The organism is Pararhizobium qamdonense, from assembly GCF_029277445.1.
GTDB lineage: Bacteria > Pseudomonadota > Alphaproteobacteria > Rhizobiales > Rhizobiaceae > Pararhizobium > Pararhizobium qamdonense.
Genome location: NZ_CP119566.1, coordinates 3,442,291 through 3,467,234, shown reverse-complemented (window position 1 = coordinate 3,467,234; position 24,944 = coordinate 3,442,291). Strand labels below are relative to the sequence as shown.

25 protein-coding genes and 1 pseudogene are annotated in these 24,944 nt (G+C 62.2%); 17 read left to right on the top strand and 9 right to left on the bottom strand.

The window, feature by feature from the left end; genetic code table 11:
- The first annotated feature begins 486 nt into the window (after positions 1-486).
- Positions 487-1,725: a zinc metallochaperone AztD gene (gene aztD, locus PYR65_RS16965; protein WP_407951245.1), complete on the top strand. Its 1,239-nt coding sequence runs from the start codon at positions 487-489 to the stop codon at positions 1,723-1,725.
- 58 nt (positions 1,726-1,783) lie between these two features.
- Here the strand turns inward: aztD and PYR65_RS16960 are convergent, their stop codons facing one another.
- Entirely contained in the window at positions 1,784-3,889 is a 2,106-nt protein-coding gene (locus PYR65_RS16960) for a right-handed parallel beta-helix repeat-containing protein (RefSeq protein WP_276118814.1), read from the bottom strand.
- Between the two features lie 235 nt (positions 3,890-4,124).
- The gene (locus PYR65_RS16955) at positions 4,125-4,988 is read right to left on the bottom strand and encodes a VOC family protein (protein ID WP_276118813.1); all 864 of its coding nucleotides are present in this window, start codon (positions 4,986-4,988) and stop codon (positions 4,125-4,127) included.
- Positions 4,989-4,992: 4 nt separating this feature from the next.
- Between PYR65_RS16955 and PYR65_RS16950 the strand changes: the two genes are divergently transcribed.
- The 3 genes from PYR65_RS16950 to trhA all read left to right on the top strand — a co-directional run bounded on the left by PYR65_RS16950 (position 4,993) and on the right by trhA (position 6,701).
- Positions 4,993-5,226, top strand: coding sequence for a hypothetical protein (locus tag PYR65_RS16950; protein WP_276118812.1), 234 nt, complete (start codon positions 4,993-4,995; stop codon positions 5,224-5,226).
- A gap of 113 nt (positions 5,227-5,339) precedes the next feature.
- On the top strand, positions 5,340-5,762 hold the full coding sequence (locus tag PYR65_RS16945; RefSeq protein WP_276118811.1) for a universal stress protein: 423 nt from the start codon (positions 5,340-5,342) through the stop codon (positions 5,760-5,762).
- Positions 5,763-6,041: 279 nt separating this feature from the next.
- Complete coding sequence (gene trhA / locus PYR65_RS16940) at positions 6,042-6,701, top strand: PAQR family membrane homeostasis protein TrhA (RefSeq protein ID WP_060639950.1); 660 nt, start codon at positions 6,042-6,044, stop codon at positions 6,699-6,701.
- 185 nt (positions 6,702-6,886) lie between these two features.
- Here trhA and msrB read toward each other — a convergent pair whose 3' ends face one another.
- Entirely contained in the window at positions 6,887-7,294 is a 408-nt protein-coding gene (gene msrB / locus PYR65_RS16935) for a peptide-methionine (R)-S-oxide reductase MsrB (protein WP_060639949.1), read from the bottom strand.
- Between the two features lie 257 nt (positions 7,295-7,551).
- Here msrB and PYR65_RS16930 point away from each other — a divergent pair, with 257 nt between their 5' ends.
- From PYR65_RS16930 to PYR65_RS16885, 10 genes are all read left to right on the top strand, one after another.
- Complete coding sequence (locus PYR65_RS16930) at positions 7,552-9,912, top strand: putative monovalent cation/H+ antiporter subunit A (protein WP_276118810.1); 2,361 nt, start codon at positions 7,552-7,554, stop codon at positions 9,910-9,912.
- Positions 9,909-10,328, top strand: a complete 420-nt coding sequence (locus PYR65_RS16925; protein WP_276118809.1) for a Na(+)/H(+) antiporter subunit B — start codon at positions 9,909-9,911, stop codon at positions 10,326-10,328. Before PYR65_RS16930 ends, PYR65_RS16925 begins: the two co-directional genes overlap by 4 nt.
- Positions 10,328-10,702 carry a Na+/H+ antiporter subunit C gene (locus PYR65_RS16920; RefSeq protein WP_060639946.1) on the top strand — a complete coding sequence of 125 codons (375 nt, stop codon included), beginning with the start codon at positions 10,328-10,330 and terminating at the stop codon, positions 10,700-10,702. The genes PYR65_RS16925 and PYR65_RS16920 overlap by 1 nt, the downstream gene beginning before the upstream one ends.
- A 5-nt stretch (positions 10,703-10,707) precedes the next feature.
- Positions 10,708-12,261: a Na+/H+ antiporter subunit D gene (locus PYR65_RS16915; protein ID WP_276118808.1), complete on the top strand. Its 1,554-nt coding sequence runs from the start codon at positions 10,708-10,710 to the stop codon at positions 12,259-12,261.
- Positions 12,258-12,734: a Na+/H+ antiporter subunit E gene (locus PYR65_RS16910; RefSeq protein WP_276118807.1), complete on the top strand. Its 477-nt coding sequence runs from the start codon at positions 12,258-12,260 to the stop codon at positions 12,732-12,734. The genes PYR65_RS16915 and PYR65_RS16910 overlap by 4 nt, the downstream gene beginning before the upstream one ends.
- Positions 12,731-13,108 carry a cation:proton antiporter gene (locus tag PYR65_RS16905; RefSeq protein ID WP_276118806.1) on the top strand — a complete coding sequence of 126 codons (378 nt, stop codon included), beginning with the start codon at positions 12,731-12,733 and terminating at the stop codon, positions 13,106-13,108. The genes PYR65_RS16910 and PYR65_RS16905 overlap by 4 nt, the downstream gene beginning before the upstream one ends.
- Entirely contained in the window at positions 13,108-13,470 is a 363-nt protein-coding gene (gene mnhG / locus PYR65_RS16900) for a monovalent cation/H(+) antiporter subunit G (RefSeq protein WP_276118805.1), read from the top strand. The genes PYR65_RS16905 and mnhG overlap by 1 nt, the downstream gene beginning before the upstream one ends.
- A 606-nt stretch (positions 13,471-14,076) precedes the next feature.
- Complete coding sequence (locus PYR65_RS16895; RefSeq protein WP_060639941.1) at positions 14,077-14,508, top strand: MucR family transcriptional regulator; 432 nt, start codon at positions 14,077-14,079, stop codon at positions 14,506-14,508.
- Positions 14,509-14,737: 229 nt separating this feature from the next.
- Positions 14,738-15,202: a helix-turn-helix domain-containing protein gene (locus PYR65_RS30480; protein WP_328518491.1), complete on the top strand. Its 465-nt coding sequence runs from the start codon at positions 14,738-14,740 to the stop codon at positions 15,200-15,202.
- Complete coding sequence (locus tag PYR65_RS16885) at positions 15,195-16,073, top strand: DUF6456 domain-containing protein (RefSeq protein WP_276118804.1); 879 nt, start codon at positions 15,195-15,197, stop codon at positions 16,071-16,073. The genes PYR65_RS30480 and PYR65_RS16885 overlap by 8 nt, the downstream gene beginning before the upstream one ends.
- On the opposite strand, the gene PYR65_RS16880 is transcribed toward PYR65_RS16885, so the two are convergent.
- The gene (locus PYR65_RS16880; RefSeq protein ID WP_276121087.1) at positions 16,039-16,461 is read right to left on the bottom strand and encodes a SufE family protein; all 423 of its coding nucleotides are present in this window, start codon (positions 16,459-16,461) and stop codon (positions 16,039-16,041) included. The two genes, PYR65_RS16885 and PYR65_RS16880, sit on opposite strands and share 35 nt — an antisense overlap.
- 161 nt (positions 16,462-16,622) lie before the next feature.
- Positions 16,623-17,072, bottom strand: coding sequence for a DUF5330 domain-containing protein (locus PYR65_RS16875; protein ID WP_276118803.1), 450 nt, complete (start codon positions 17,070-17,072; stop codon positions 16,623-16,625).
- 570 nt (positions 17,073-17,642) lie between these two features.
- Between PYR65_RS16875 and PYR65_RS16870 the strand changes: the two genes are divergently transcribed.
- The 3 genes from PYR65_RS16870 (at position 17,643) to PYR65_RS16860 (ending at position 20,625) form a co-directional block, all read left to right on the top strand.
- Entirely contained in the window at positions 17,643-19,229 is a 1,587-nt protein-coding gene (locus tag PYR65_RS16870; RefSeq protein ID WP_276118802.1) for a sensor histidine kinase, read from the top strand.
- Positions 19,201-20,190, top strand: a complete 990-nt coding sequence (locus tag PYR65_RS16865) for a peptidoglycan-binding domain-containing protein (RefSeq protein WP_276118801.1) — start codon at positions 19,201-19,203, stop codon at positions 20,188-20,190. Before PYR65_RS16870 ends, PYR65_RS16865 begins: the two co-directional genes overlap by 29 nt.
- Positions 20,191-20,289: 99 nt before the next feature.
- Positions 20,290-20,625 (top strand): DUF1491 family protein, encoded by a 336-nt coding sequence (locus tag PYR65_RS16860; protein ID WP_276118800.1) that lies wholly within the window; start codon positions 20,290-20,292, stop codon positions 20,623-20,625.
- Between the two features lie 25 nt (positions 20,626-20,650).
- Here the strand turns inward: PYR65_RS16860 and PYR65_RS16855 are convergent, their stop codons facing one another.
- The 4 genes and pseudogenes from PYR65_RS16855 to PYR65_RS16840 all read right to left on the bottom strand — a co-directional run bounded on the left by PYR65_RS16855 (position 20,651) and on the right by PYR65_RS16840 (position 24,782).
- The gene (locus PYR65_RS16855; protein WP_276118799.1) at positions 20,651-21,772 is read right to left on the bottom strand and encodes a DUF2336 domain-containing protein; all 1,122 of its coding nucleotides are present in this window, start codon (positions 21,770-21,772) and stop codon (positions 20,651-20,653) included.
- Between the two features lie 306 nt (positions 21,773-22,078).
- Positions 22,079-22,369 carry a hypothetical protein gene (locus PYR65_RS16850; protein WP_060639936.1) on the bottom strand — a complete coding sequence of 97 codons (291 nt, stop codon included), beginning with the start codon at positions 22,367-22,369 and terminating at the stop codon, positions 22,079-22,081.
- A gap of 156 nt (positions 22,370-22,525) precedes the next feature.
- Positions 22,526-23,697 (bottom strand): annotated as a pseudogene (locus PYR65_RS16845) (IS481 family transposase); the annotation flags it as partial.
- 308 nt (positions 23,698-24,005) lie between these two features.
- Positions 24,006-24,782 carry an SH3 domain-containing protein gene (locus tag PYR65_RS16840; protein WP_276118798.1) on the bottom strand — a complete coding sequence of 259 codons (777 nt, stop codon included), beginning with the start codon at positions 24,780-24,782 and terminating at the stop codon, positions 24,006-24,008.
- Positions 24,783-24,944: the final 162 nt, after the last annotated feature.

Here is a 24,944-nt window from a genome sequence, read left to right as displayed (position 1 = left end):
TCGGCGCATTCTGAGCGCTTGGCCCCCTCATCCGCCCTTCGGGCACCTTCTCCCCGCCGGGGAGAAGAGGGAGGACGCTGATGGCCCGTGTGCGATTTTTCTGCCCGGTGGGGGAGGAGATGCCTGAGTGATCAACAGACGGGCTAAACCCCATCAGTTCTTGATCTGCAAAGGCGAGGCGGTATGGCCACCCCCATCTCTCGGTCGCTCCCCGATCCGCGAGACTATCGCCTCTGGAACGCGGCCCTTGCCCCGATCTCCCCCTTCTCCCCAGCGGGGAGAAGTGCCGAGCGTATGCGAGGCGATGACGGGGCGGTTCGGCAGGTTTGGAGCGTGTGGCCCCCTCATCCGGCCCTGCGGGCCCCCTTCTCCCCGCCGGGGAGAAGGGAGAGGACGCCCCTGCCGTTTTCCGGCTGGACAATCCGAACGTAACTTTATAACAAACATGACGTAACGTTATTACATAAACATTTGCAGGAGAATCCCATGCCGATCCAATTTGGAAAACCGATGCGGGCTGCCGCTGTGATGGCGCTCACGGCGCTGTCGCCGCTTGCGGCGCTGGCCGATGATCAGGCTGATCAGAAGGAGACGTGGCGGCTGTTTGTTGCGGATCATACGGAGCCTTTGGTGCGCGTGCTGGATGCGGCAAACGGCAGCGAGCTGGGGCGGTTTGATCTCAGCGGCCACGCGGCCCTGTCGCTGAGTGACAGCGGCAGGAGCGTTTTTGCCGTTCAGGGCGATAAGGACCTGGTGCAGATCATCTCGTCCGGCATTGCACTGTCGGATCATGGCGAACATCGCGATATCGAGATATCCGCTCCCCGGCTTTTGCCCGGCAGCATCAGCGGCCAGAAGCCGGGCCATGTGGTCACCCATGGCAATGATGTCGCGGTGTTTTATGATCGGGGCGGCAAGATGGATCTGTTCGGCGAAAGCGCGCTGCTCGACGGCAAGGGCGATGCCGTCAGCCTCGATACGACGGCTGCCCATCACGGCGTCGCCGTACCGATGGGACGGCATATCCTCGTTTCCGTGCCCAATATGGCGGTCGAGGTGAAGCCGGACGAACAGCCGCCACGGTTGGGTTTGCGTGTTGTCGACCGGGAGGGCAAGCAGCTGGGTGATGTCGCCACCTGCACCGGGCTGCATGGCGAGGCGTCTTCGGCGCGGCTGGTCGCCTTCGGTTGCGCCGAAGGGGTTCTGGTTGCCCGGCCGGATGGGCTGAACGGCCCGAAGCTTGAGATGGTCGCCTATGGCGGCGAACTGCCGGAGGGCAAGGTCTCCACCCTGCTCGGTGGCCGCTCGATGCAGTTCTTCCTCGGCAATTACGGTGAGGACAAGGTCGTGCTGATCGATCCGGATGCAAGCGCGCCCTATCGCCTCGTCGAACTGCCGACCCGCCGTGTCGATTTCATCCTGGATCCCGCCAAGGTCCGCAATGCCTATATTCTCACGGAAGACGGCAAGCTGCATGTGCTGGATGTGGTCAGCGGTCAGATCGTCCGCTCCGCCGGCGTCACCGAGCCCTATAGCAAGGACGGCCATTGGCGCGATCCGCGCCCGCGGCTGGCCGTTGCCGGCAATCGCATCGCCGTCACCGATCCCCGCCACAGCCTGGTGCGGATGATCGACAGCGAAACCTTGACGGAAACGGCAACCATCCCGGTCGAGGGCATGCCCTTCGCCATCGTCGCGGCCGGCGGCTCCGGCGCTGTGCACTGAAACCGTGAAAGCCACCGTGCGCACCTGGATAAGGTGCGCACGGCATTCTTGGGTGAGGTCAGCCGCCGCAACGGCTTCCAAAATTCGTCTGGTCGAGCACGCCGCCGTTGAGGGTCAGCACCGAGCCCGGCCCTTGCGTCAGCGAACCGCCAAGGCTGCCGTCCCAGGAGGGATCGACCTTGCAATCGCGCGGCGATCCGGTGACGGTGACGCCGCCCTTCAGATCCAGGGATGGTCCCATGAAGTAGAGCCCGGCGGTCCCTGCCTTGTCGATCGTGACATTGTCGAAGGAAATGTCGCTGATCGGCCCGCCAAGGAAGTCCCATTCGCTCCCGTAGATGAAGGCACCGTAGGTTCCGGCATTGGTGATCGCCACGTTCTTGAAGGCGATGCCGGAAACCGGGTTGAGGAAGATGCCGGCATTGCGCGTGCCGTCGATCGTCAGGCCGTCGACATCGACATTGGTGGTGACCGCCCCCTCCGGCATGCTGCTGGAGGTCACCAGCATCAGGCCATTGATGCCGCCCTTCAGGACCATATCGGTGATCACGACGTCGCGTGTACCCTGCAGCACGACGAGATCCATGTCGCGGTCCTGCATCGAATTGTCGATCGTCACCGTGTCGAGATTGACGTGATCGGCCGCCACGAACAGCAGGCCTTCGCGTCGGGACCGCGAGATCGTCACATGGTCCAGCGTGATGTTGCTGGCGGCATCGGTGATCACAGGCGGCCAGTCGCTTTCGTCGATGGCGCTGCCGGCAAACAGGCCATAGGTGACGTTGTCGATTGCGGTATCGCGGATCGTCAGGTTGTTGGTGCCATGGGCGCTGATGGCGGCATAGGGCGCCCGGTTCGGATCAAACACCGAAAATTCGCAGAGCGTGCTGCTTTCGCAGATGGTGAGGTCGTGAATGCGCGAATTCTGGATGACGGCGCCATCCACGCCGGTCAACCGGATGCCGTCATGGCTGGTGGCGGTAATATCGACATTGTCCACCAGGAGGTTGGATGCGCCGGTAGAACCGATGCCGGCCAGTCCGCCAGTGATCGAGAGCGTGGAGATGGCGCTGTTGGACGCCATGGTCACCACATCCTCAGCCGGATTGTAGCCGGTCAGCGTTGTGGCGGCGCCGCGATTGGCAAACCAGCCTTCGCCGCCGCTGTCAGCGCCGCGCAGGCTGAGAAGCCCGCCGCCACCCAAAAGGAGCTGGCCGTTGTTCAAGCTCAGCGATTGATCAAGCCCGATATTGCCATCGGCAAGGATCAGCGCGTTGTCGCCAGCCGCATCGATCAGGGCGTTGATCGCGGCCGCATCGCCGCTGGCGGCGGAAATGGCGGCGACATTGCCGGCGGTCTGGCCGGTAAGTTCGATCACCGCATTTTCAAGATCGCCCGTCGCGCCCCGATGGGTCTCAATGGCCCGGTTGCGCTCGACGCGCTGCGTCAGCGGATCGAACGGATCGCTCACGGCTGACGAAGAGCCGGTGGCGGATGTGCTGCCGAGCGGTATGCGCAGCCGGGCCATCGCCGCAGCCTTGAAATGGTCCTCGTTGTCATAGGAGCCGGACGCGCCGATCGTCACCGTCGATCCGCCGGGAAGGCCGGGCAGGTTGGCAAAGGACAGTTCGGCGCGCAGCTTGGCACCCAGCTTGTCGTCGAGATTGTCGCCGCCGTAGAAATAGCTGCCGCCAAACACCTTCAGCTGTATCGCATCGCCTGCAGCCGTCAGCGGCACGCGGACACCGGCCTCGATATCGCCGCCGCGGCGGGCACGTTCCATGCCCTGGCGGAACATCAGCCTGCCACCGGCGATCTCGCCGCGGCCCATGCCATCAAGTGCGTGATCGCTGCCGAGCGGCAGATAGATGTTGGCACGCGTTTCAAAGACGGGCCCGAGCGCCTCCACCCCGAAGGACAGCTGGTGGAACGCGTTGTCATAGGCGCTGTTCAGATAGTCGTAATAGCCGTAGACGCCGACGATCCACTGGTCATTGGCGCGCATGCGGTATCCGGCCCCCACCGAACCACGCTGAACGCCACCCTCGATAAAGGCGCCCTGCGTATCGATGAACAGCGCATTGCCGGAATCAAGCAGGATCGGCAGGAAGAAGCCGCCGCTGGTGCTGGATGAACCGCTGCGCCAGGTGCCGTCGATTTCCACTAAAGGACGCCAATCGGCCGCGCGCAAGGGAAGTGGCGCGATACTCGCCGTGGCGAGCGCGTATACAAGAATTCTCTTATTTTTCAAAATAATAACCCCTAGACAGAAATCCGCAAAAGCGGACGTCCGGGCGGCGTATTATACATGACAATAAGAGTCAACTTTAAGAATCAAAACGGTACAATCCGCCGCAGCCGCCCTGTTGAAAAGCGCAGCCAGGCGGCCCGCCTTGCCGTCATCCAACCAGTTTCAGGCCGATCCCCCAGGGGTCGGTAAGCGAAACGGTATCGCCATTGCGCGTCACCGGAATTTCCAGTTCGTCGAGCTTGACGACGGCATTCTTAAGCTTGGCCGGATCGTTGAAATGCACGGTATAGTCCGACAGGCCGGTCATGTTGGCTTGGCGTTTTGGTGCGCCGCGCGAGTTCCAGATATTGGCGCCGACATGGTGATGGTATTTTCCCGAGGCGAAGAAGCTGGCGCCGGGATAGGTGGCCATCAGGTCGAGGCCGAGCACATCGCGGAAGAAGGCGTTGGCCTGCGGAATATCCGAAACCTGCAGATGGATATGGCCGATCGCCGTGCCGCCGGCCATGCCGCCCCAGTTGTCCTTCGGCGCCTCGTCATACAGCGCCTGCAGGTCGAGCGGCAGCGTCGCCATCTTCACCATGCCGTCGTCAAGGTAGTTCCACTCGGCGCGCGGCCGGTCGCGATAGACCTCGATGCCGTTGCCTTCGGGATCGCCGAGATAGATGGCTTCCGACACCAGATGGTCGGATGCCCCCTGAAGCGGCACGTTATTTTCAGCGATATGGGCAAGCCAGCGGCCAAGCTCTTTGCGGTCAGGCACCAGGAAGGCGGTGTGGAACAGGCCGGGCGCATTTTGCGGGGCGGTTGCCGCATTGCCCTGCGTCGTCAGTGTCAAAAGCGGGCGGCCGCCGGCACCCAGCGTCTCGCCGCTTGCGGTCTTTTCGATCGGCTGCAGGCCCATGATGCTCTGGTACCAGGACGACACCATCGGCAGGTCGCGCACGACCAGATGCGAATGATCGACGAAGGCTGGCATGCGGATGGCGTGATCTTCGGTTTGAACGGTCATAGGCGTGCTTCCTGCCCTGGTTGTGGTGAGCGACCCTGCGGTGGCCAATGCGGTGGCCGAAACCGTCATGAACGTGCGCCTGTTGAAGCTGGTCATCGGTCGCGTCCTGTATCATGGCCTGTCTGATGGTCTTGACCGTCACTATGGCGCGCGCGCGGCGTTCACGGAAGAGGCCGGGTTGAGGATGTACTGTTCTCAACCTGTTGACAATCGCCTGCGACCGCATGGCCGATTGTGACTTTGGCCCCGCCACACCTATATTGAATCATCCGCGCGAAGCGGCGGGGATGCCGGCCTGCACGGCGGGCCGTCCTATCCTGCAGCCGGTGCGGCGAACCCGAGGAGACAGTCATGTATTCGAAAATTATCGTGCCGATTGCCATGGACCAGCTGGAGCACGGCGAGAAGGTTTTGACGCGCGCCCAGTCGCTGCTCGATGACGGCGGCGAGATCATCCTGCTCAACGTTGTCGAGGATCTGAATGCCTATGCCCAGGGCTATATGATCGTCGATTTCCCGCTGGAACTGATCGAGGCCTCGCGCGACCACGCGAAAAAGACGCTGACCGGCTTTCTGGAAAAGCATGGCGTCAAAGGCCATGTCGAAATCCGCATCGGCGGTGCCGCCGGCGTCATCAACAGCTTTGCCGAGGAGGCGAAAGCAGACCTGGTGATCATCGCGTCGCACCGGCCGGGACTGATCGATTATTTCATCGGCTCCACCGCCACCCGCGTCGCCAGTCATTGCAAATGCGCCGTGCTGATCGACCGCTGAAGCGCCTGCTGTTGACACATGATCCATCCACCGCGCCCGCAAAGACGCGGCGGATGGTGGTTTGATCCGGATCGCCCGATGTCGGCCTGTCGCAAATGTTGATTTCGTCTGCCGCCATTCGGTCTTTAACAGCCTGTCAAATTGTTATGCTTATCTGGCTTGCCGAAGGCGCCGCTTGACGGCAGACTGCGGTGAACGTCCGGGTTGACGCATCGGCTTCAAAAGCCGGTGGAATATGAATGAAGAAGCCCGGCCGGGATCGGCTGTTGAGAGGCGTGCATGGAAATCAAGGGCATCAAATGGAACTACGATCGCTCTGAGCTGATCGCCGATGGCGTCGTTCATGGCGTCGGGCTTGCCTGTGCCCTGATCGGCGTGACCGCGATGATCTTCTATGCCAGCGTCTGGAGCACATCGGGACAGCTGGTTGCCGCCTGGATCTATGGCGCCGGCCTGGTCGCGACATTGTCGATTTCGTTTCTCTACAATCTCTATCCGGTGTCGCAGACCAAGTGGTTCCTGCGCCGCTTCGATCACTCGTCGATCTACATCCTGATCGCCGCCACCTATACGCCTTTCCTGCAGCGCGGCTGGGACGATCCCTATCTGTTCGGCATGCTGATCGGCATCTGGTCGATCGCCATCGTCGGCGTTTTGATCAAATGCGTCTTTCCCGGCCGCTTCGACAAGCTGGCGATCCTGCTTTACCTCGCCATGGGCTGGAGCGGCGTCTTTGCCGCCGGTCCGCTTCTGTCGCAGCTGACCGAAACCACGCTGATCCTCATCCTGATCGGCGGCATCATCTACTCGCTCGGCGTGATCTTTCACGTCTGGGAAAAGCTGCGCTTCCAGAATGCGATCTGGCACGGCTTCGTCGTCACCGCCGCAGCCGTGCATTATTCCGCGGTTCTCACCTGTATCAGCAGTGCTGCCAGCTGAGCGGGGACAGGGGATGGTTCTGGTGTAGGACCGTCCTGCACACCGTCAGTTCGGCGCCTTCGGCGAAAATGCACCAAACTCAATGTCTTGGCGCCTTCGCTTGATTCAAAAGCTGCACCTTCGCTAGAGCCGCTCTCCCACGCCGGCGTGAAACCGGGCGGCACATCGGCGTGATAACCTCCCGGTTACGACGCTTCAAAGGACAGGGCAACGCCGTTCATGCAATAGCGCAGGCCGGTGGGTGGCGGGCCGTCGGGAAAGACGTGGCCGAGATGCGCATCGCAGTCGGCACAGCGGATTTCCGTCCGGTTCATGCCGTAGGACATGTCGGAATGTTCGGTCACGGCGTCGATGGCGACCGGCTCGAAGAAGCTCGGCCAGCCCGTGCCCGAATCGAATTTCGTCTGCGCGTGAAAGAGCGGCCGGTTGCAGCAGATGCAATGATAGATGCCCGTCCGGCCCGGCGCGAAATCCGGGCTGGAAAATGCCCGTTCGGTGCCGTGCTGCCGGGTGATGCGGTATTGATCCGGGGTCAGCTGTGCCCGCCATTCCGCATCGGTCCTCTCGACTTTCAAGGGTCTTGTCTCGCTCATCCATGCCTCCCGTGACTATAGGACGCAGAAGATAGGACGGACTTGTGCCGTGGCAATTGCCGGGAGGGCGTCGCGGTCAAATTGGTAATGCCGCTGCATGTGTTTTGGGCGCGCCGACGGACGATTGCCCCTGTATATCCACCCATAACCTTGAGTTTCACCATCGCTTGCCGTATTCCCAACCGGTAGAGATCCGTGGCATTTTCCGCTGCCAGTCCGGCTTTGGCCATCCGCTCATGAAAGGAGCCTGCCGACCCATGAATGTCACCAGCCTGACATTTCTGGCCCTCTGCCTGCCTTTTCTGGGTGCGCTTGCAGCGCCCATGCTCACCCGGATGTTCGGCCATGGTGCCGCCTGGGTGCTGGCCCTGATCCCGGCTGCGATCTTCGTGCATTTTTCAGGCTTTGCGGCTGAGGTTGCTCAGGGCAGGGCCGTCGCTGGCGGTTACAGCTGGGTGCCGTCCCTCGATGTCCGGTTGTCCTTTCTGGTCGATGGCCTGTCCCTGACGTTCCTTCTGCTGATCTCGGGCATCGGCGCGCTGATCGTGCTGTATGCGGGTGGTTACCTCAAGGGCCATGCGCATCAGGGCCGCTTCCTCTCGTTCCTCCTGATGTTCATGGGCGCGATGCTTGGCCTGGTCGCCTCCGACAGCTTCCTGATGCTGTTCGTCTTTTGGGAGCTGACCTCGATCACCTCCTTCCTTCTGATCGGTTTTGACCATCAGCGCGAGGAAGCGCGCCGTGCCGCATTCCAGGCGCTGGTCATCACCGGCGGCGGCGGCCTGTTCCTGCTGGCCGGCCTGCTCGTGCTGTGGAGCATCACCGGCGTCACCGAATTTTCGGCCCTGTCATCGCTGGGGCCAATGGTTCAGGCGAGCCCGCTCTATCTGGCAGTTCTTGTCCTGGTGCTGGGCGGCACCTTCACCAAATCGGCGCAGTTTCCGTTCCATTTCTGGCTGCCGAACGCGATGGAGGCCCCGACGCCGGTTTCGGCCTATCTGCATTCGGCCACCATGGTGAAGGCCGGCGTCTATCTGCTGATGCGGCTCAATCCCGTGCTCGGCGGGACGCCCGAATGGCAGCTGATCCTGCCGGTGTTCGGGGGCGTCACTCTCATCATCGGCGCGCTTCTGGCCGTGCGCCAGACCGACCTCAAGCTGATGCTTGCCTATACGACCATGTCGTCGCTCGGCCTTCTTGTCATGCTCACCGGCTTCGGATCGCCCTATGCCATCGAGGCGGCGGTGCTGTATCTGGTGGCCCATTCGCTGTTCAAGGGCGCTCTGTTCATGGTGGCGGGGATTATCGACCACGAGACCGGAACGCGCGACGTCACCCGTCTTGGCGGCCTGCGCACCGCCATGCCGTTGACCTTTGCCATTGCGCTTGCCGCCGCCATCTCGATGGGCGGGCTGCCGCCCTTCTTCGGCTTCCTCGCCAAGGAGGAGGTCTATGCCGCGCTGTCGTCGTCTGATCCGCGTTCGATCCTCTTTGCCATTCTGACTGTCACGGGAAATGGGCTGATGTTTGCCGTCGCCTTCGCCGTGGCGTTGAAGCCGTTTATGGGTAAGCCGGCCGCCACGCCGAAACATGCGCATGAGGCGCCGGTCCTGCTCTGGCTCGGGCCTGCTATTCTGGCGGTCGCGGGCCTCGCCGCCGCGCTGTTTTCAGGCACGGTCCACGCCCTCGTTTCCACGCCGATGGCCTCCGCCATTGCCGGCGGACCGCGCGTCGTCGCCATTTCGCTTGTTCCGCATATCGGCGTGCCGCTGGCCCTGTCGGGGCTGACGGTCGTCCTCGGCATTGCGCTCTATATCGGCCTTGCGCAGGTGCGGGCAGGTGTTGCGTCGGTCCTGGCTACAATCGGCTGGGGGCCGGATCGCGGCTTCGATCAGGCCATCCGCAGCCTGGTGCGCCTGTCCTTCGCCATCACCCGGCGCCTGCAAAACGGCAGGCTGGACAGCTATATGACCGCAACCTTCGTGATGATCGCGCTCGTCCTGCTCGTGCCGCCGTTCCTGTTTGGCGAACTGGCGCGGGCGCCGGTTTTTCCATCCATACCGCTGCACGAACTGGCGATCATGATCATCGCGGTGGCCGGCCTGTTCGCCGTCGTCCTGGCAAAAGACCGGCTGACGGCGATCGTTTCGCTCGGCATCCAGGGTTTTTCCGTCGCCGTCATCTTCCTGCTCTATGGCGCGCCGGATCTGGCCTTTACCCAGTTCATGATCGAAACGCTGGCGGTGGTCATCCTGGCGCTGGTCATGACGCGGCTCAAGCTCTCGGCCTCCGATCACCGGCCGTTCCGCGAGACCCTGCCGGACGCAGCGATCGCCATTGCCTGCGGCCTGGGCGGCGGGCTGCTGCTTCTCAAGGTCACGCAGGTGCCGTTCAACCCGGCGCTGTCGGATTTCTTCGCGCAATATTCCAAAACCATTGCCCATGGCGCCAATATCGTTAACGTCATCATCGTCGATTTCCGCGGCACCGATACGCTGGGCGAGATCGCCGTGGTGATGATCGCAGGCTTGGCGGTTCTGTCGCTGGTGCGGCTGCGGGCGGGGTCCTTGCGCCGTATGGCCGATAATGATCCCGATGCCGGGGAGGCCGGCCGGTGACATCGCTGATCTTTCGCACCATCACCCCCGTCATCGTCAGCGTGACCATGCTGTTTTCGATCTTCGTGCTGTTGCGCGGCCATAACGAGCCCGGCGGCGGCTTCATCGGCGGGCTGATCGCCGTGGCCGCCCTGTCGGTCTATGGCATCGCTTTCGGTGTCGAGACGGTGCGCCGCGCCATCGTCTTTCATCCGCTCTCGATCGCCGGTGCCGGCCTGCTGCTGGCAACCCTGTCCGGCCTTGTGTCGATGCTCTTTCATGTCCCCTTCATGACCGGGCTCTGGGTCTATCCCGTGGTGTTCGGTTACGAAATCCCGCTGTCGAGCGTCATGACGTTCGATATCGGCGTCTATCTGGTCGTGGTCGGCGCGGTAACGTCCATCGCGCTGTCGCTCGAGGAAAGGGGGGAAGACTGATGGAACCCGTTTTCGCCGTCCTGACCGGCATCTTCCTTGCCGTGGCAGTCTACCTGCTCCTGTCGAAATACATCATCCGCATGCTGCTCGGCGTTGCCATTCTCGGCAATGCGGTCAACCTGCTGATCTTTACCAGCGGCCGCATCCTGCGCGAAGTGCCGCCGGTGATCGGCGAGGGGCTCGATGTGCCGGCAGCCGCCACCGCCAATCCGCTGCCGCAGGCGCTGATCCTGACGGCGATCGTGATTTCCTTCTCGTTCTTCGCCTTCCTGCTGGTGCTGTCCTGGCGCGCCTATGTGAGCCTTGGAACGGACAATACCGATGCCATGCGCGTGGCCGAGCCGGATGGCGTTCAGCCGCCGCTGGGATACTGACAGACATGGCCGCTCCCGCATCTCCAGCCGATCTCGCCGCAGCCCTGGTTCTTCAGCCGGTGGCAGCACTCGACTGGCTGGTCGTCCTCCCCGTCGCCTGGTGTATCGCCGTCGGCGCCATCCTGATGATGATCCGCCACAGGAGTGCCGCCCAGCCGCTGATCGCAGTCTTCGGGCTGATCGTGCTGGTGGCGCTCGACGCGGCACTTTTGTGGCATGTCACAGAGAGCGGGCCGGTGACGATGGTGATGGGCCGCTGGCTGCCGCCATTCGGCATCGCCTTCACGGTGGATCTCACCGGCGCCCTGTTTGCACTGACCTCGGCTGTGGTGGCGCTGATGGGCGCCGTCGCCGCCATCGACGATGTCAATGAAAGCGGCAGGCGCTATGGTTTCTATCCGTTTTTGATGCTGTTGATGGCGGGGGTCAGCGGCGCGTTCCTCACCGGCGACGTCTTCAATCTCTATGTCTGGTTCGAGGTGCTGTTGATCTCGTCCTTCGGCCTGCTGGTCCTCGGCTCCGAGCGCGAGCAGATCGACGGAGCGGTCAAATACGGCTTCCTCAATCTCGTCGCCACCACGCTGTTCCTGATCACCACCGGCTATCTCTACGGCATCTTCGGCACGCTCAACATGGCCGATATCGCGGCCAGGGCGCCGGCGTTGCAGATGACGGCGCCGCTGGTGACGCTGACGGCACTCTACGTCCTCGCCTTCTCGATGAAGGCGGCGGCCTTCCCGGTGAATTTCTGGCTGCCCGCCTCCTATCACACGCCGCGCATCGTCGTGTCGGCGCTGTTTGCCGGCCTTTTGACCAAGGTCGGGATCTATGCGCTGATCAGAATCGGCGTCATGCTGTTTCCGGCCGAGCGCGAGCAGTTAAGCCTGGCGCTGGCGGTGGCCGCCGCGCTCACCATGCTGACGGGATCGCTCGGGGCCTTGGCGCAGAGCGACACCCGCCGCCTGCTCGGCTACCTCGTGATCTCCGGCATCGGCGCCATGCTGGCCGGCATCGCCATTGGCGGCGCAGACGCGATCGGCGGCGTGATCGTCTATGCCGTCCATTCAATGCTGGTGATGACGGCGCTCTACCTGGCGATCGGCCTGGCCGCACGCTTGAGCGGCGGCTTCTCGCTGCATGCGGCAGGCGGGCTCTATCACCAGTCGCCGCTGTTTGCGGCGCTGTCGCTGATGCTGTTCTTCTCGGTCTCCGGCCTGCCGCCATTTTCCGGGTTTTGGCCGAAGGTCATGCTGGTCAGGGCAGCGATCGATGGCGGTTTTTCCTGGCTGGCGGCGATCCTGCTCGTCTCTGGCTTCCTCACCATGATTGCCACGGGACGGGTCTTTCTGCTCGCCTATTGGCGTCCGCGCGAGGGCCAGGCCGCTGCCGTGCCTGCTACGCTTACCACCCTGTTGCCACTTATTGCCTTGACGGTGTCAAGCAGCCTCATCGGGCTCTTTCCGGAAACCCTGCTGCATCTGGCGCAACAGGCGGCATCGACGCTGATCGAGCCATCCGCCTATCTCAAGTCCGTCTTTCCGGCGGGAGGTGCGCCATGATCGTGCTTGCCGTCAATCTGGTGCTGACGCTCATCTGGGCTGCCGTCTCCGGCAGTTTCAGCCTGCCCAATCTCGTCTTGGGATTTGCCGCCGGGGCGCTGTCGCTGTGGCTGGTGCGCGAACAGGTGTCTGCCGTCCGTCACGCCGTGCGGCCGGTCAAGCTTCTGCTGCTGATAGGCCTGTTCTTCAAGGAATTGTCGCTGTCGGCGATCAAGGTGGCGATCCTGGTGATGCGGCCCAATATGCGGTTGCGGCCGGGCATCTTTGCGTTCCCGCTGTCCCTGACGCGCGATTTCGAAATCACGCTTCTGGCCAACCTGATCACGCTGACGCCGGGCACGCTGTCGGTCGATGTATCCGCTGACCGCAAGACGCTCTATGTCCATGCGCTGGATTGCCATGATCCGGCCGCCGAGAAACGGGCGATTTCCAGCGGCTTTGAACGCCGCATCCGGGAGGCGTTTCCGCTATGAGTGCTGCCGCCATCCTGTCCTATTCCACGTCATTCGCGCTCGTCGCCCTGTCGCTCGGGCTGTTGCTGACCGTGGTTCAGATCGTGCGCGGCCCGGCCTTGCCTGACCGGGTGCTGGGTCTCGACATGCTGGTGGCAATCGCCATCGGCCTCATCGCGGTCCTTGCCATCAAGAGCGGCTTCACGCTCTATATCGATATCGCCATTGCGCTCAGCCTCGTCGGCTTCCTCGCCACCGTCGCCTTTGCCCGTTTCATTTTGGCACGGGGACTGTCGTCAGAAAGAAACAATCGTGCCGCCGCAGTGCCGCCGGGAGCGCAGAAAAAGGCAAGGCGTGGCAAGCCGGCGCGGCGCAAACAGAAGGGAGCCCGGTAATGGCAGGCGAACTTGATATGGTGACGGCGCTTGCCGTCAGTGCGCTCCTCGTCATCGGGTCGCTGTTCAGCGTGCTGGCGGCGCTGGGCGTGCTGCGCTTTCCCGATCTCTATACCCGCATGCACGCCGCCTCCAAGGCCGGCACGATCGGCTCCGGCCTGCTGCTTCTGGCGGCAGGCATCCATGCGATGGATATCGCTATTTTGTTGCGCGCCCTGGCCGGATTTGCGTTTTTCGTGCTCACGGCGCCGCTCTCGGCCCATCTTCTGGCCAAGGCCGCCCATCAGGCGGGATATCGGCTCACCAATCTGTCCGTGACTGACCAGATGCCGCAATCGCCGCCCGCCGCCCGCAGGCAGTGATCCGTTTGTTTGATTGCCGCGTGCCTTTAATCGAACGCATTCTGCCGCGATGCATGCCTCCACATGATTCTTGATCATATGTCTGCGCGGGGTTTCAGCTACAAAATCTGGCGCGCAGGTCTTGGTATTGCTGGCGACAGTATGATGAATGCCAAGTAAAATTGCCATTACTTGCCAGTGCGCGTAGCCTCTTGCGCAAGATGTATCGTAATGTTTCCGGTTGTGCGGCGATATGCGCTGCCCCTAAAGATCAATAGGCTAAATCTCGCACAAATTATGATTGGACTTTTGCCCGGTTGATGTTAATCGAGTAAAGGCAAAGTGTCCATTTCCGTATTACTTCATTGTGAAATTCCAGCATGGGTTGTGACTATTGATCGTTGCTTTGAGGCGCAGGGTTGTCCCTGCGTTTTGGTAATGGATTCCAATCCCCGGAATTTAGGAGTATTATGCGGTTCCCGTGGTTTTCTGTGGCTGTCAGAAGCAAAAAGCATCTGGGCCGCCGGACATCCGTGTATTCGGACACTTTCTCAAATGGTTTAGCTGTGTTCGCGATAAACCCGTCGCGGGCACGTTTTGAAGTGATTCCGATAGGAGAAAGAAAAAATGACGGATTTACCGCTTGGCTCGGGCCACGACCTCTTGGTTGAACTGACCGCAGAGATTGTCGCTGCCTATGTCAGCAATCATGTCGTACCGGTCGCTGAACTGTCGACGCTGATCGGTGACGTGCATGCCGCGCTGAACAACACCAGCAGCCCGGTTCCTGTCGCCGTTGTCGTCGAAAAGCCGAAGCCTGCCGTTTCGGTCCGCAAGTCGGTCCAGGACGATCAGATCACCTGTTTGGAATGCGGCGGCACGTTCAAATCGCTGAAGCGCCACCTGATGACGCATCACAGCCTGGCACCGGAAGAATATCGCGAGAAGTGGGATCTGCCTGCCGACTACCCGATGGTCGCGCCGGCCTATGCGGAAGCCCGCTCAAGGCTCGCCAAGGAAATGGGCCTCGGCCAGCGCCGCAAGCGCCGCGCCAAGTAAGCGCCGCTCCGATATTGCCTATCAGGAAAGCCGGTCTGTCTCACACAGGCCGGTTTTTTTGCGTGATCGCCATCCTGAAGAAATGGCAACGAGGAAAATATACCTATAATTTTTGAGGAAAAGCCTTAAAACCGTTGGAAAATCAACGAGAGGTTGTGGCAAGGTGCTTTTCTTTATCCCCGCAATCACACTAGGGTGTATGAATTAATTCCTATTAAAGGAGTGAGCCATGCACATTATCAATATTCTCCATCGATCCCTGTCCCGTCAACAGTCCTTGCCCGCGCCACGCGCCCGGGTGGTCAATCCCGCCATTGTGCCTTGGGGCACCGGATCGCTGGAGGATCCGTGGGGGCCGGTTCTGTCGGTGGCCGCCCATCACCGGTGCCGCCTGGTGCGCCAGGTGACGGCGGAGATGGTGATGCTGGTCGGTGAGCGCGTGCCTCTGCGGCGCGACCGGCGCCGCACCAGCTGCCATGTCCGCCAGATTTCCATGTATGTCTGCCATGTCATCCTGCAGATTTCGCTGACCGATATCGGCTATTCCTTCGGGCGCGACCGCACCACCGTCAGCCACGCCTGCAATGTCGTCGAGGACCGGCGCGACGATCAGGCCTTCGATGACTTCATCGCCGCGCTGGAGCGCGTCGTCACCTGCTTCTTCGGTGCACCGGGAGGCCGCGACCATGCGTGAACCAGATGGAAAAGGTGGACCCCTGCTGCAAAAAGAGCTTCTCCGCTTCGTCCGCACGGTTGCCGCTGCCCGCTCACCGCTCCGGCTAAGACAGGCAGACGCTTCGGGGGCGCTCATGCTCGACGGCGATGGCGGGCCGGCCGGCAAGCCGGCGCGCGCGATGTTGCAGGCGACGCTCGATCAGGCCCGGTCGCTGGGGCTGGTGCTGCTCGAGGCGGATACGGTGCGGGCAACGCGTGAGGCGCTGCCGTTCCTGCGCCGCGCTCTTTTAGGTTCGCCGGAGGCATTCCAGGAGCAGCACCGTGCGATGAAAACGCAGACCGTTGCGGTGGAGGGTGTCCGCCAGGCGGTGCGGGTCAATGAGCTGGAATCGCCGCTCGGCGCCTGCGCCCGCCTGAAGGAGAAATCCGGCAAGGCCTTCCTGCCGCCCGAGGCGATCGCCGCCGGCGAAAGATTGCATGCGGATTTTACCCGCGCGCATCTGCAGCCACGGCTGACCATGGCCTACGAGCCGCTTCTGTCGTCAAAGACCAAGGGAGGGGCAGGCGGCGCGGCAGAGATCAGTGATAGCGCCATGTCCGCCCGCTTTCGCGTCGGCAAGGCCATGGAGGCGATCGGGCCGGAACTCTGCGGTGTGGCGCTCGATGTCTGCTGTTTTCAAAAAGGGCTTGAACTCGTCGAACGCGAGCGGCAATGGCCGGCACGCTCGGCCAAGCTGATGCTGCGCACGGCACTCATGGCGCTGTCGCGCCACTATGCGCCGCCCCGCAAGGATACAAGGCGCAGTCACGTCTGGGGCGATGAAGGTTTTCGGCCGCAGGCAGCGGATGCCGGGATCACGAAGCCAGCTGCTGGGCCGCCTCGTCCTTGATCCGCTTGATCATCGAGCGCAGCCCGTTGGCGCGCTGCGCCGTCAGGTACTCGATCAGCCCCATGCGGCCAAACAGGTCGATCGCATCGGTCTTGATGATATCGGAGGCGTGCTGCCCGGAAAAGATCGACAGCACGATGGCGACGAGGCCGCGCACGATATGCGCGTCCGATTCGCCCTCGAAGGTAAGGATCGGGTCGGCCGCCGCCGGGCTCGCATGGGTGACCAGCCAGACCTGGCTTGCGCAGCCCTGCACCTTGTTTTCCGCCGTGCGCTTGTCTTCCGGCATCTCCGGCAGCTTGCGCCCGAGCTCGATGACATAGCTCATCCGGTCCTGCCAATCATCCAGATAGGCGCAATTGTCGATGATTTCGGCAAGCGGGGTGATCGGCGATGTGTGCAACTGGTTCATGCCGTTCATATAGGGGATGGGCGGCAAAATGAGAACTGCAAAAAACAAGAGCCTTAAGGGACGGGCGTTCCTCGCGGCTGCGGTCAAATCGGCAGTTTGGACAGGTATTGAGAGCCGCAGCGGCAAGCCAGTGCGCGTTATTGAACCACGGAGGCCTTCGGGTCGATGCGCTTTTCCGGTACCGGGATCCGGTTGAAGAGTGGTTCGGGCTGGGCAGCGGCCTGTTCGGTGGCGGCGAGATCGGCAGGGGCGTCCGTTATAGGCTGGGCGGCGGCCGTCACCGTGCCGGTCGTGACGGCGTCGCTCGGTTCGGCAAATTGCTGGTCGAGGAACTGATAGGCGATCTTGGCGCCCTCGCGGGCCCGGTGGCCGAGCGCCACGAATGTCTCGGTGCCCTTGACGCAGACATCGGGTTTTTCCACGCAGATGGCGCTGATATAACCGAAGGCTTCGGTGGCAGCCGACACCGTGTCGCCGACATCGACTTTCGGTCCGCGTTCAAGTGTCGAGGTGCTGGCCGGATCGAGAAACGGCAGGAGCACCAGCACCAGCGAAAACCAGAATGTTCCTTTGATCAGAAACCACATTGTCTTGCCCATCCTTTGGTAAGGCACTCACCTTGCGTCCGGTCTCTGCCGGGTTCGCTCCCTTGGCGCCTTGTCATCACACCTTAGGCAGGGATTCGGAATATGCCTTTGCCAAAACCGCTGGCATTTGCACCGTCTTTTCTTAAAATTGGAATTATCGGCTTTTGAATGGCATTTATCACGCATTTTAACGGTCGCTGTTAAGGTTCAAGGCGAAGCTTGCCCTGTCAAGGCTTCAAACGCGGGATCCGGCGCCGCATCGCGCTGCCACACAGGTTAATGCAAAGCCGAAAACCAGCTAAAATCCGGCGCTTACACCCCATTAACCACAAAAGACAAAGCCCCGGCGATTTGTACCGGAATGGGACTTTGGGGGCCTTTCGCGGGATTTGTCGCTGTTTCATTTATCCTTTCATTAAGCCGCCAGTGCGAAATTCGGATGTGCAAAGCGATTATTCGAAAGGCCCGTTTCAGGTCGAATATGAAAAATTGCTTATAAAAGGACGGAACCATGACGGGATCCGGAAAAGAACGAGCGTACAGGGTTAGACGTTGAGAGTATTGCGTAACATGGCTGGCAGGATGGCGTCGCGCATTGACGACGCCGCGCGCCTTTGGCTGCCCCGCCAGCTGGCGGGAGAGCCGGAGGCAAGCCGCGAGTTCGCCGTGATCCGGGCGGTCGCCGCCACGGCCCTGGTTGCCTTTCCCACAGTTCCGCTCGCACTCTCCGTTGCCCTGCCGGTATCGCTGGCGCTGCCGGTCGGTGCCGCCCTGGTCGGCGCTGCAGCCCTTATCGCTGCCGTCGGCGGCATTGCCTATCAGCGCAACCGGACGCTGGTGCGTGCCGTGGCGGCAAGCCGGAATCTGCCGGTTGATGACGGCGCCCGCCATTATGATTGTTTTGCAGGCCTGGTGACGATCCACGATATCCGCGGCTCGGTCACATCGGTTCATGGCCGCGACGCCGAAACCTATCTTGCCTGGATGCGCAATCCCGGCGGCCGCGGTTTCATCGAGCAGATCCATGTGTCCGACCGCATCCTCTTCATGCAGGCCATCGATGCGCTGCGCCAGGGCAATCGCCAGGCGACCATCGATATCCGGCTGGAACATCCCAATGTCTTTACCGGCGGCGAGCAGTTCGTCCACATGCGCTGCGAAATGACGGCGCTGGGCGAGGTCGATGGCGAATTTGCCATTCTCGTGCAGTCGCGCGACGTCTCCGAAGAGGCCAGGCTGCGCGCCGAGGCCATCCACAAGACCGGGCTGGCCGAGACCGCCAATGATGCCAAGACGCGGTTTCTGGCCGCTGTCAGCCATGAATTGCGCACGCCGCTCAATGCCATTCTCGGCTTTTCCGACATTCTATCGGGCGAATATTTCGGCAAGCTCGAAAACGACCGGCAGCGCGAATATGTATCGCTGATCAACCAGTCGGGCGCCCATCTCCTGTCGGTGGTCAACACCATGCTCGACATGAGCAAGATCGAGGCCGGGCGCTACGAGCTGATCCCCGAACCGTTCCGGGTCGCCGATGTCGTCAATGCCTGCGAAGCCATGCTTGGCCTGCAGGCGCGTGAAAAGGGCGTCCAGCTCACCAGCCGGATCATGCGCAGCGTCGGCGAGGTCAATGCCGATCAGCGCGCCATCCAGCAGATCCTCATCAACCTGGTCGGCAATGCCATCAAGTTCACCGATCGCGGCGGGCTGGTGACGATCGACGCTGAAATCAACGGCGGCAATCTCAGCCTGATCGTCAGCGATACCGGCATCGGCATTGCCGAAAACAAGCTCTCGTCGCTCGGCCAGCCCTTCGTGCAGATCCAGAACGACTATACCCGCAAATATGAAGGTACCGGCCTTGGCCTGTCGCTGGTCAAGGGCCTGGTGGCGCTGCATGGCGGGCAGTTCGACATCCGCAGCCGTCCGGGCGAGGGCACGGTGATCACCGTGACGATCGCGCTCGATGGCTCGGGCATTGTCGGCATCGACGAGCAGGAACCTGTGGAACAGACAATGGTGGAGTTTCCGCCGCGCCTGAAGGAGCGTACGCGGATCAAGACGAACGGCCAGACCTATCCGGAAGCGAGCCGGTGGGATGCCGATGGAGTGAACGGGGGTGCAGGTCATGACGGCTCGCAAGCGAAAACAGCCTGAGAAGAAAAAGAAGGCGCAAAGCCGCCCGGGTCTTGCGACCCTTCGGCTGGCGATGCGCGGTCTCACCTTCGCCGGCCGCCTGGCATCGCGCAATCCGCGCGCCTTTGGCGGCTCGCTGGCATTTGCCATCGCTTTCAGCTTCGTTGCGGCCAACGCCATGTGGTACCAGCCCGGCGTCCATCCGTCGCCGCTCATGCGTACGCGCCTGCCGCCGGGCGATCCGCAATCGGCAAGGCTTGGGGCCGATGACGATAGCCTTGCACCGCGCAAGGTGACGACCTTCGTGATCCAGCGCGAGGACGAGGCCGGCGAAGAGACTGCCAGCATCGAACAGCGCAAACCGGAGACGCAGACGCAGACGGAAACTGTGTCTGAGGTTATCCGGTCCGCGCCGGAAGATGCCCATGGCACTGATGCAGCCCTCGTCTCCGGCATCCAGAAGGAACTGGCACGGCGCGGCCTCTATGACGGCCCGGCCGACGGCAAGACCGGCCCGAAAACCTCGGCTGCCATCCTGCGCTTTGAAAAACAGGCGGGCCGCGCCGAAACGGGCGCCGCGAGCGATAGCCTGCTCGCCGCCCTGCAGGCCCCCGCGCTGGCTTCTGGCGGCACGCAGCAGACACGCGCCAAAACGCTTGCTACGGCCAAGCCGGCGCAGCGGCCCTACGAGAATGTCAAGGCCGGCAAGGGTGACCTCGATCCTGTTGCGGCGGCGATCCGCAATGCAGAGATCGATCCGCAATATATCCCCAAGGCCGATATTCCCGCCTCCAGCGAGCTGGTGATGAACATTCAAAAGGGCCTGAGCAACCTGGCCTATACCGATGTCTCGATCGACGGCGTGGCCGGCGAGCAGACACGCTCGGCCATCCGCCATTTCGAAAAGCATTACCGCCTGCCCGAAACCGGCCAGCCGAGCGACAAGGTGCTGCGGAAGATGAAGGAAATCGGCGCGCTCTGATTTTTGTCGCGCCCGATAGCGTTCGCCGCACGATCACCGCGCAACGTTTGACGGAGACAGCGGTTTGCGCCGTCGCTCCGCCCGGTGTATCAGCCATGCATGCGCCTGAAATCCGAAATCTTCGTCTCCGCCCTCGTTCGCCGGGTTTTTGGCCTGGGCAGCTATGCGGCCGTCCTGCGCAAGGGAGCGGGCGAGGCGGGCGCGATCTTCATCCGGCAACGGTCCAGGCTTGGCACCGAAACGCTCTATGGGCCGGCACCGCAGAGTTTTTTCGACGAGCCGGCTCCCGGCCGGCTGTTCGAGATCCGGCTGGAGAATGCCGAAGCCGAAGCGGTCGATGCGGCCCTTGCCCGCGAAATCCGGTTCGATCCGGATTGCTGGGTGGTGGAGATCGAGGTGGATGCGCGCGGCGATCTGTTCGACGTGACGGCGTAAAAAACCGGACTGAACGGCGCAAAGCTCAGCGGCCGCGAAGACTTCGTTTCGACTGGGGATCGGCAACGGTGCGGGTTGCGTCGGGGCGCGATGCCGTCTGGCGCGGATCGTTGACCCGGTCCGGCGACAGGTAGGCCTGATGCCCGGCTGCGGTTCCATCCTTCTGGTCCGACTGCAGCCAGGCCTGGACGCGGATGCGGCAGGTTTCGGCCGTGAGCGACGCAAGCAGCGCTTCGCCGCGTGTCGCCCCGCCAAGACGCTCGCTCAAGTCAGGATAGAAGGCGCAAAGCACGAACAGGCTGTCATCGGCGTGCATGTCGAGCGCGATCAAGGTGGTGGCGAGCTGCTGGCCGGATATGTCGAGCACGATCCGCTCGCCGAGGTCCGGGCTCGAGCGCAGCGCTGCTGCAAGACTTGCGGCAAACAGATTGGCCTCGCCGGAGCGGGCGAACCGGACGAGCAGGGCCTCGTGCAGCACGTCCAAAGGCTCGATCACCGGCATCGCCGGTGCGGCCTTCTGGGGGATGCGGGCGAGCGATTTCAGGTCGCCGCGCAGTTTTTCCTCGCGCAGCAGCTTTGCCGTCGTCATGTCGTCAGCACGCGCCTGCGGCGGGCGCTCGAGCGGCACGTCACCGGAGCGTGCCATGGTGGATTGTGCCACAGGGGCTTTTTCTGCGGAAGCAGCGTTTGCCAGGTGCGACGGCGTGGGCGCGGCCGTCATTGCGGGTGCGGCGACGGCGGCTGCCGGGGCGTTGGACGTCACTGCCGGGGGCGTGACGGTCACAGCGGGGGCGGTGGCTGTCTGGCGGCGCTCGACAAGGGCATCGACCACATGAACGGAGAGATTGTCGCGGCGGGCAATGGCGGTGGCATGCGCCTGGCCCTGGGCGCGGATCACCTTGAGCAGCGTCGTATCGTCGATCGAGCTTGAACGGGTGAGGAAGATCGCGGCAATGGAAATCGGCGCATTGCCGATCTGCAGCGCCACCGACGGCGGCACATGCGGGCATTGGGAGAGGGCGGCTGCAGCCTGGCGGCGGGCCTCGTCGCTGGAGGCGGAAAACAGCGGATCGAACAATTCGGAAAATTGCTTGAGGTCGGTGCGGCGGGGATGACGCAGTCCTTCAAAACCCGTCACGGTCGCCATCAGGACCACGTCCTTCAGCCGCCCTGTCTGCGGTCTTTCCAACTCCCGAAACCGGTCCGCCACGGATACACCCACTCACACGCAAAATACACTGTCCCAATTGTGGACATGCACGCTGTGCAGATGTCCGCAAGGGTGGCGAAAGTTCAGACATGGACGGAAGAGGCGTCTTTAAACGCCGCTGACGTGACCCGTATGATCGACGCTAAGGCGCTGAAAACATGACTAGCGGCACAAGCGATGCCGACCCTGCCGATCATGGCTGAATGATGCTGTGAGAGTAGAACGACGTGGTTAATATTCCGTTTAACCAAGAAGAAACGCGCCGCTTGCGGGCATGCTCAGGCGCTTTTGCACAGGTTCATCCAGGATGTCGGTCATCGGATCGGCATGGCCGCCGACTGTCGTCATCGCCGTTCCGGTAAGATCGGCCAGCTGCTGATCGGCCGCATCGGCAATCGCAATCAACACCTCTTCGCGGCTCCATCCGGCCATCTGGGCTTTGTCCACAATGAGGGCAATGGCGGGGGAAAGACTGCGCACACATTGTTTGCGGCGGCCTTCGCTGGTGCTGTGCTGTTGAGGACTTTGAAACATGCTGTTCTCCCGTCTATGGAGAACAACCCCTGCGCGATGATTTTGTTCCGTGATGGCGACTATCGCGTGCTTTATCGCGCCGGAGCAGTGGCGAAGAGCATCGGGCTGTTTATCGGGTGCTGCCCCCGCCTCCCTCATGCCCGCCCGTGTTGTAAAGCCCGGAGACATCCCTGACAGGTGTTCGGAGACATGCTTTACACATTTGGCTGGGCATTGAGGTCGATGGTCGCGATCTGGGTGGCGCCGAAACAGACGCTGTAACGTCCGTCTCTTGCGCGCGGCCTGAGTGCGACGGTCTCGCCGAGGAAGGCCGAAGGCACGGGCCAGAGGCGGTCCTTGAAGGATATGTAAGCTTTCGTGGTGCCAACCCGGCGCAGGATTTCGCCCGCCGCATAGTCCGGCTGCGGCAGGGTTTTTGGAAAGCTGCGCGCCGAGGGCGTGTAGCGGCTGGCCGGGACCTTGAAGTCGAGGGCCTGATGGGGACGCTCGCGATTATAGACATGCCGCCAGCGATCCAGCGCCTGTTGTGCCTGGTCAAGGCCATGAAGGGTTGCCAGCGAGAACACTTCGGCCTTCAGCGTCCTGTGGAATCGCTCGTTCTTGCCGCGCGCCTGCGGATGATATGGGCGGGCGTGCAGGGTGTGGATGCCCAGCTTGAGCAGCCAGACGGTCAGGCATGTCCATCGCCCGGGGACGGCACAGCCCCAGGGCGAACCGTTGTCGACATAGATCGCGCAGGGCAAGCCATTGTGCCGGAATGCTTTTTCCAGCCGCGCCTGGACAGTGTCAGCGCGTTCGTCGCCACAGGCTTCCAGCGCCACGGCAAAGCGGGAATGATCGTCGATAACCGTCAGCGTGTGGCACCAGCGGCCGCAGGAAAGCTTCAGCCGGCCCTTGAAGTCCATCTGCCACAACAGGTTTGGCACCTCCTTCTCGAAGCGCTCATAGGCCTTGCCCGGACCGGCATCGGGGGCAATGCGCCCGTGCCGCTTGAGCACGGCATGCACGGTGGATGCCGCCGGTACGCCAGACATTCCGGCCTGGCGCAAGCAGGCCCAGATCTTGCGCGCGCCCCAGGCGGGATGCGCATCACGCACCGAAAGCACGGCCGTTTCGATCTCAAAGGGCGAACGGCGCGGACTTGTGAGAGGCCGCCGGGACCGGTCCGCCAGCGCCTCCAGACCGGAAAACCGCCTCAGCCAGAGGTAACCGGTCTGCCGGCTGATATCAAAGCGCCGGCAAAGCTCGGCCACATTGGCCCCCTCACAGGACGCAAGCATCACAAAGTCCTGCCGCTGATCCACAATCGACACATCCCGCCAAACCATCCGCCCGACCTCCTTTGCCAAACGGCAAAAGTGTCAGGGATGTCTCCGAACACATGTCAACTATGTCTCAAGGCCATACACGTGTGGCGAGGATCCAGTGACCCGACGTCCGTCGGGTCAAAAGACTCTTTTAGCTCAAGGACTTGAGCTGGCTGGATCCCCACCACAAGGGCGGGGATGAGGGGAATTTGGCAACCCGCTGAATTTCAAAAGCCGGCTGCGGAGTTGTTCGACAATAGCCTTGCCACCAGTCTGAGCGGGCGGCTTTTGCCGCCCGTTTCTTCTGTCGATCGAGTGCTGCAACTGCCTCAGTTGCAGTTGCTGCCGTCAGCCAGGCAACGGGGACGGATGTCACGGGCGCGGTCGTTGTTGCGGCCGGCGTCCTGGCGGTTGTTATCGCGTCTGTCGAACTGGCCGTCATTGCTGCGCTCGCGGTTGCGGGTACGGTCAAACTGCTGCCCGGTGCTGTCGTTGCGGCGTTCGATCCGCTCGCGGTCGCGGTCGCGGCGGTTGTTCTGGTCGTTATCGAATTGGCGGGCATTGTCGTCGCGGCGCCGCTCGATACGTTCCCTGTCGCGATCACGATCCCGGCCGGGGCGCTCGATGACGATGCCGTCATTGTTGTTGTAGCGCGGGCGCTCATAGGTGTTGTAATCACGCCGTGGGCGGTTCTGATTGTAGCGGTCCCGGTCGCGGTCTCTGTCGCGGCGGTAATAATCCCGTTCCCGGTAGAAGTCGCGGTTGCGATAGTTGCGGTCCCAATAGTTTCCAAGCTCAAAGGTGACCAGCGGAATTCCGAGCGAACCGTAATAGTCGGGTTCGACATAGACGCGGCGCTGCTGGTACTGGGCCTGGACATAACGGCCAGCCACCCAGCCACGGCCATTGTAGAACGACACGTCGCACCAGGGCGTATCGGCAAGGCAGCCGTGGATTTCCAGCGAGGTGCCGACGGGAATGACCGTCACGGCGGGGTAACGGGTGCTGGGGCCTGAGCGCATATTGACATTGGCTGTCGAGAAGCCTTGTGCGGCCTGAGCAACGGCCGGCAGCAGGACAGCAGCGACTGTTGCGCCGATTGCCATCAATGCGGATTTCCATGAGTAGTGTCGCGATGTCGTCATCGGTTTTCCATCCCTATCCAATCCGGCTCATCACATCGCGCAGGGCTTGGGCGGATGTCAGGCGCGGTTTCCTTCAAACACCGTTGTTTTTGTGTCTTTTTTGAGGTGCGGTTGTGCCGTTTT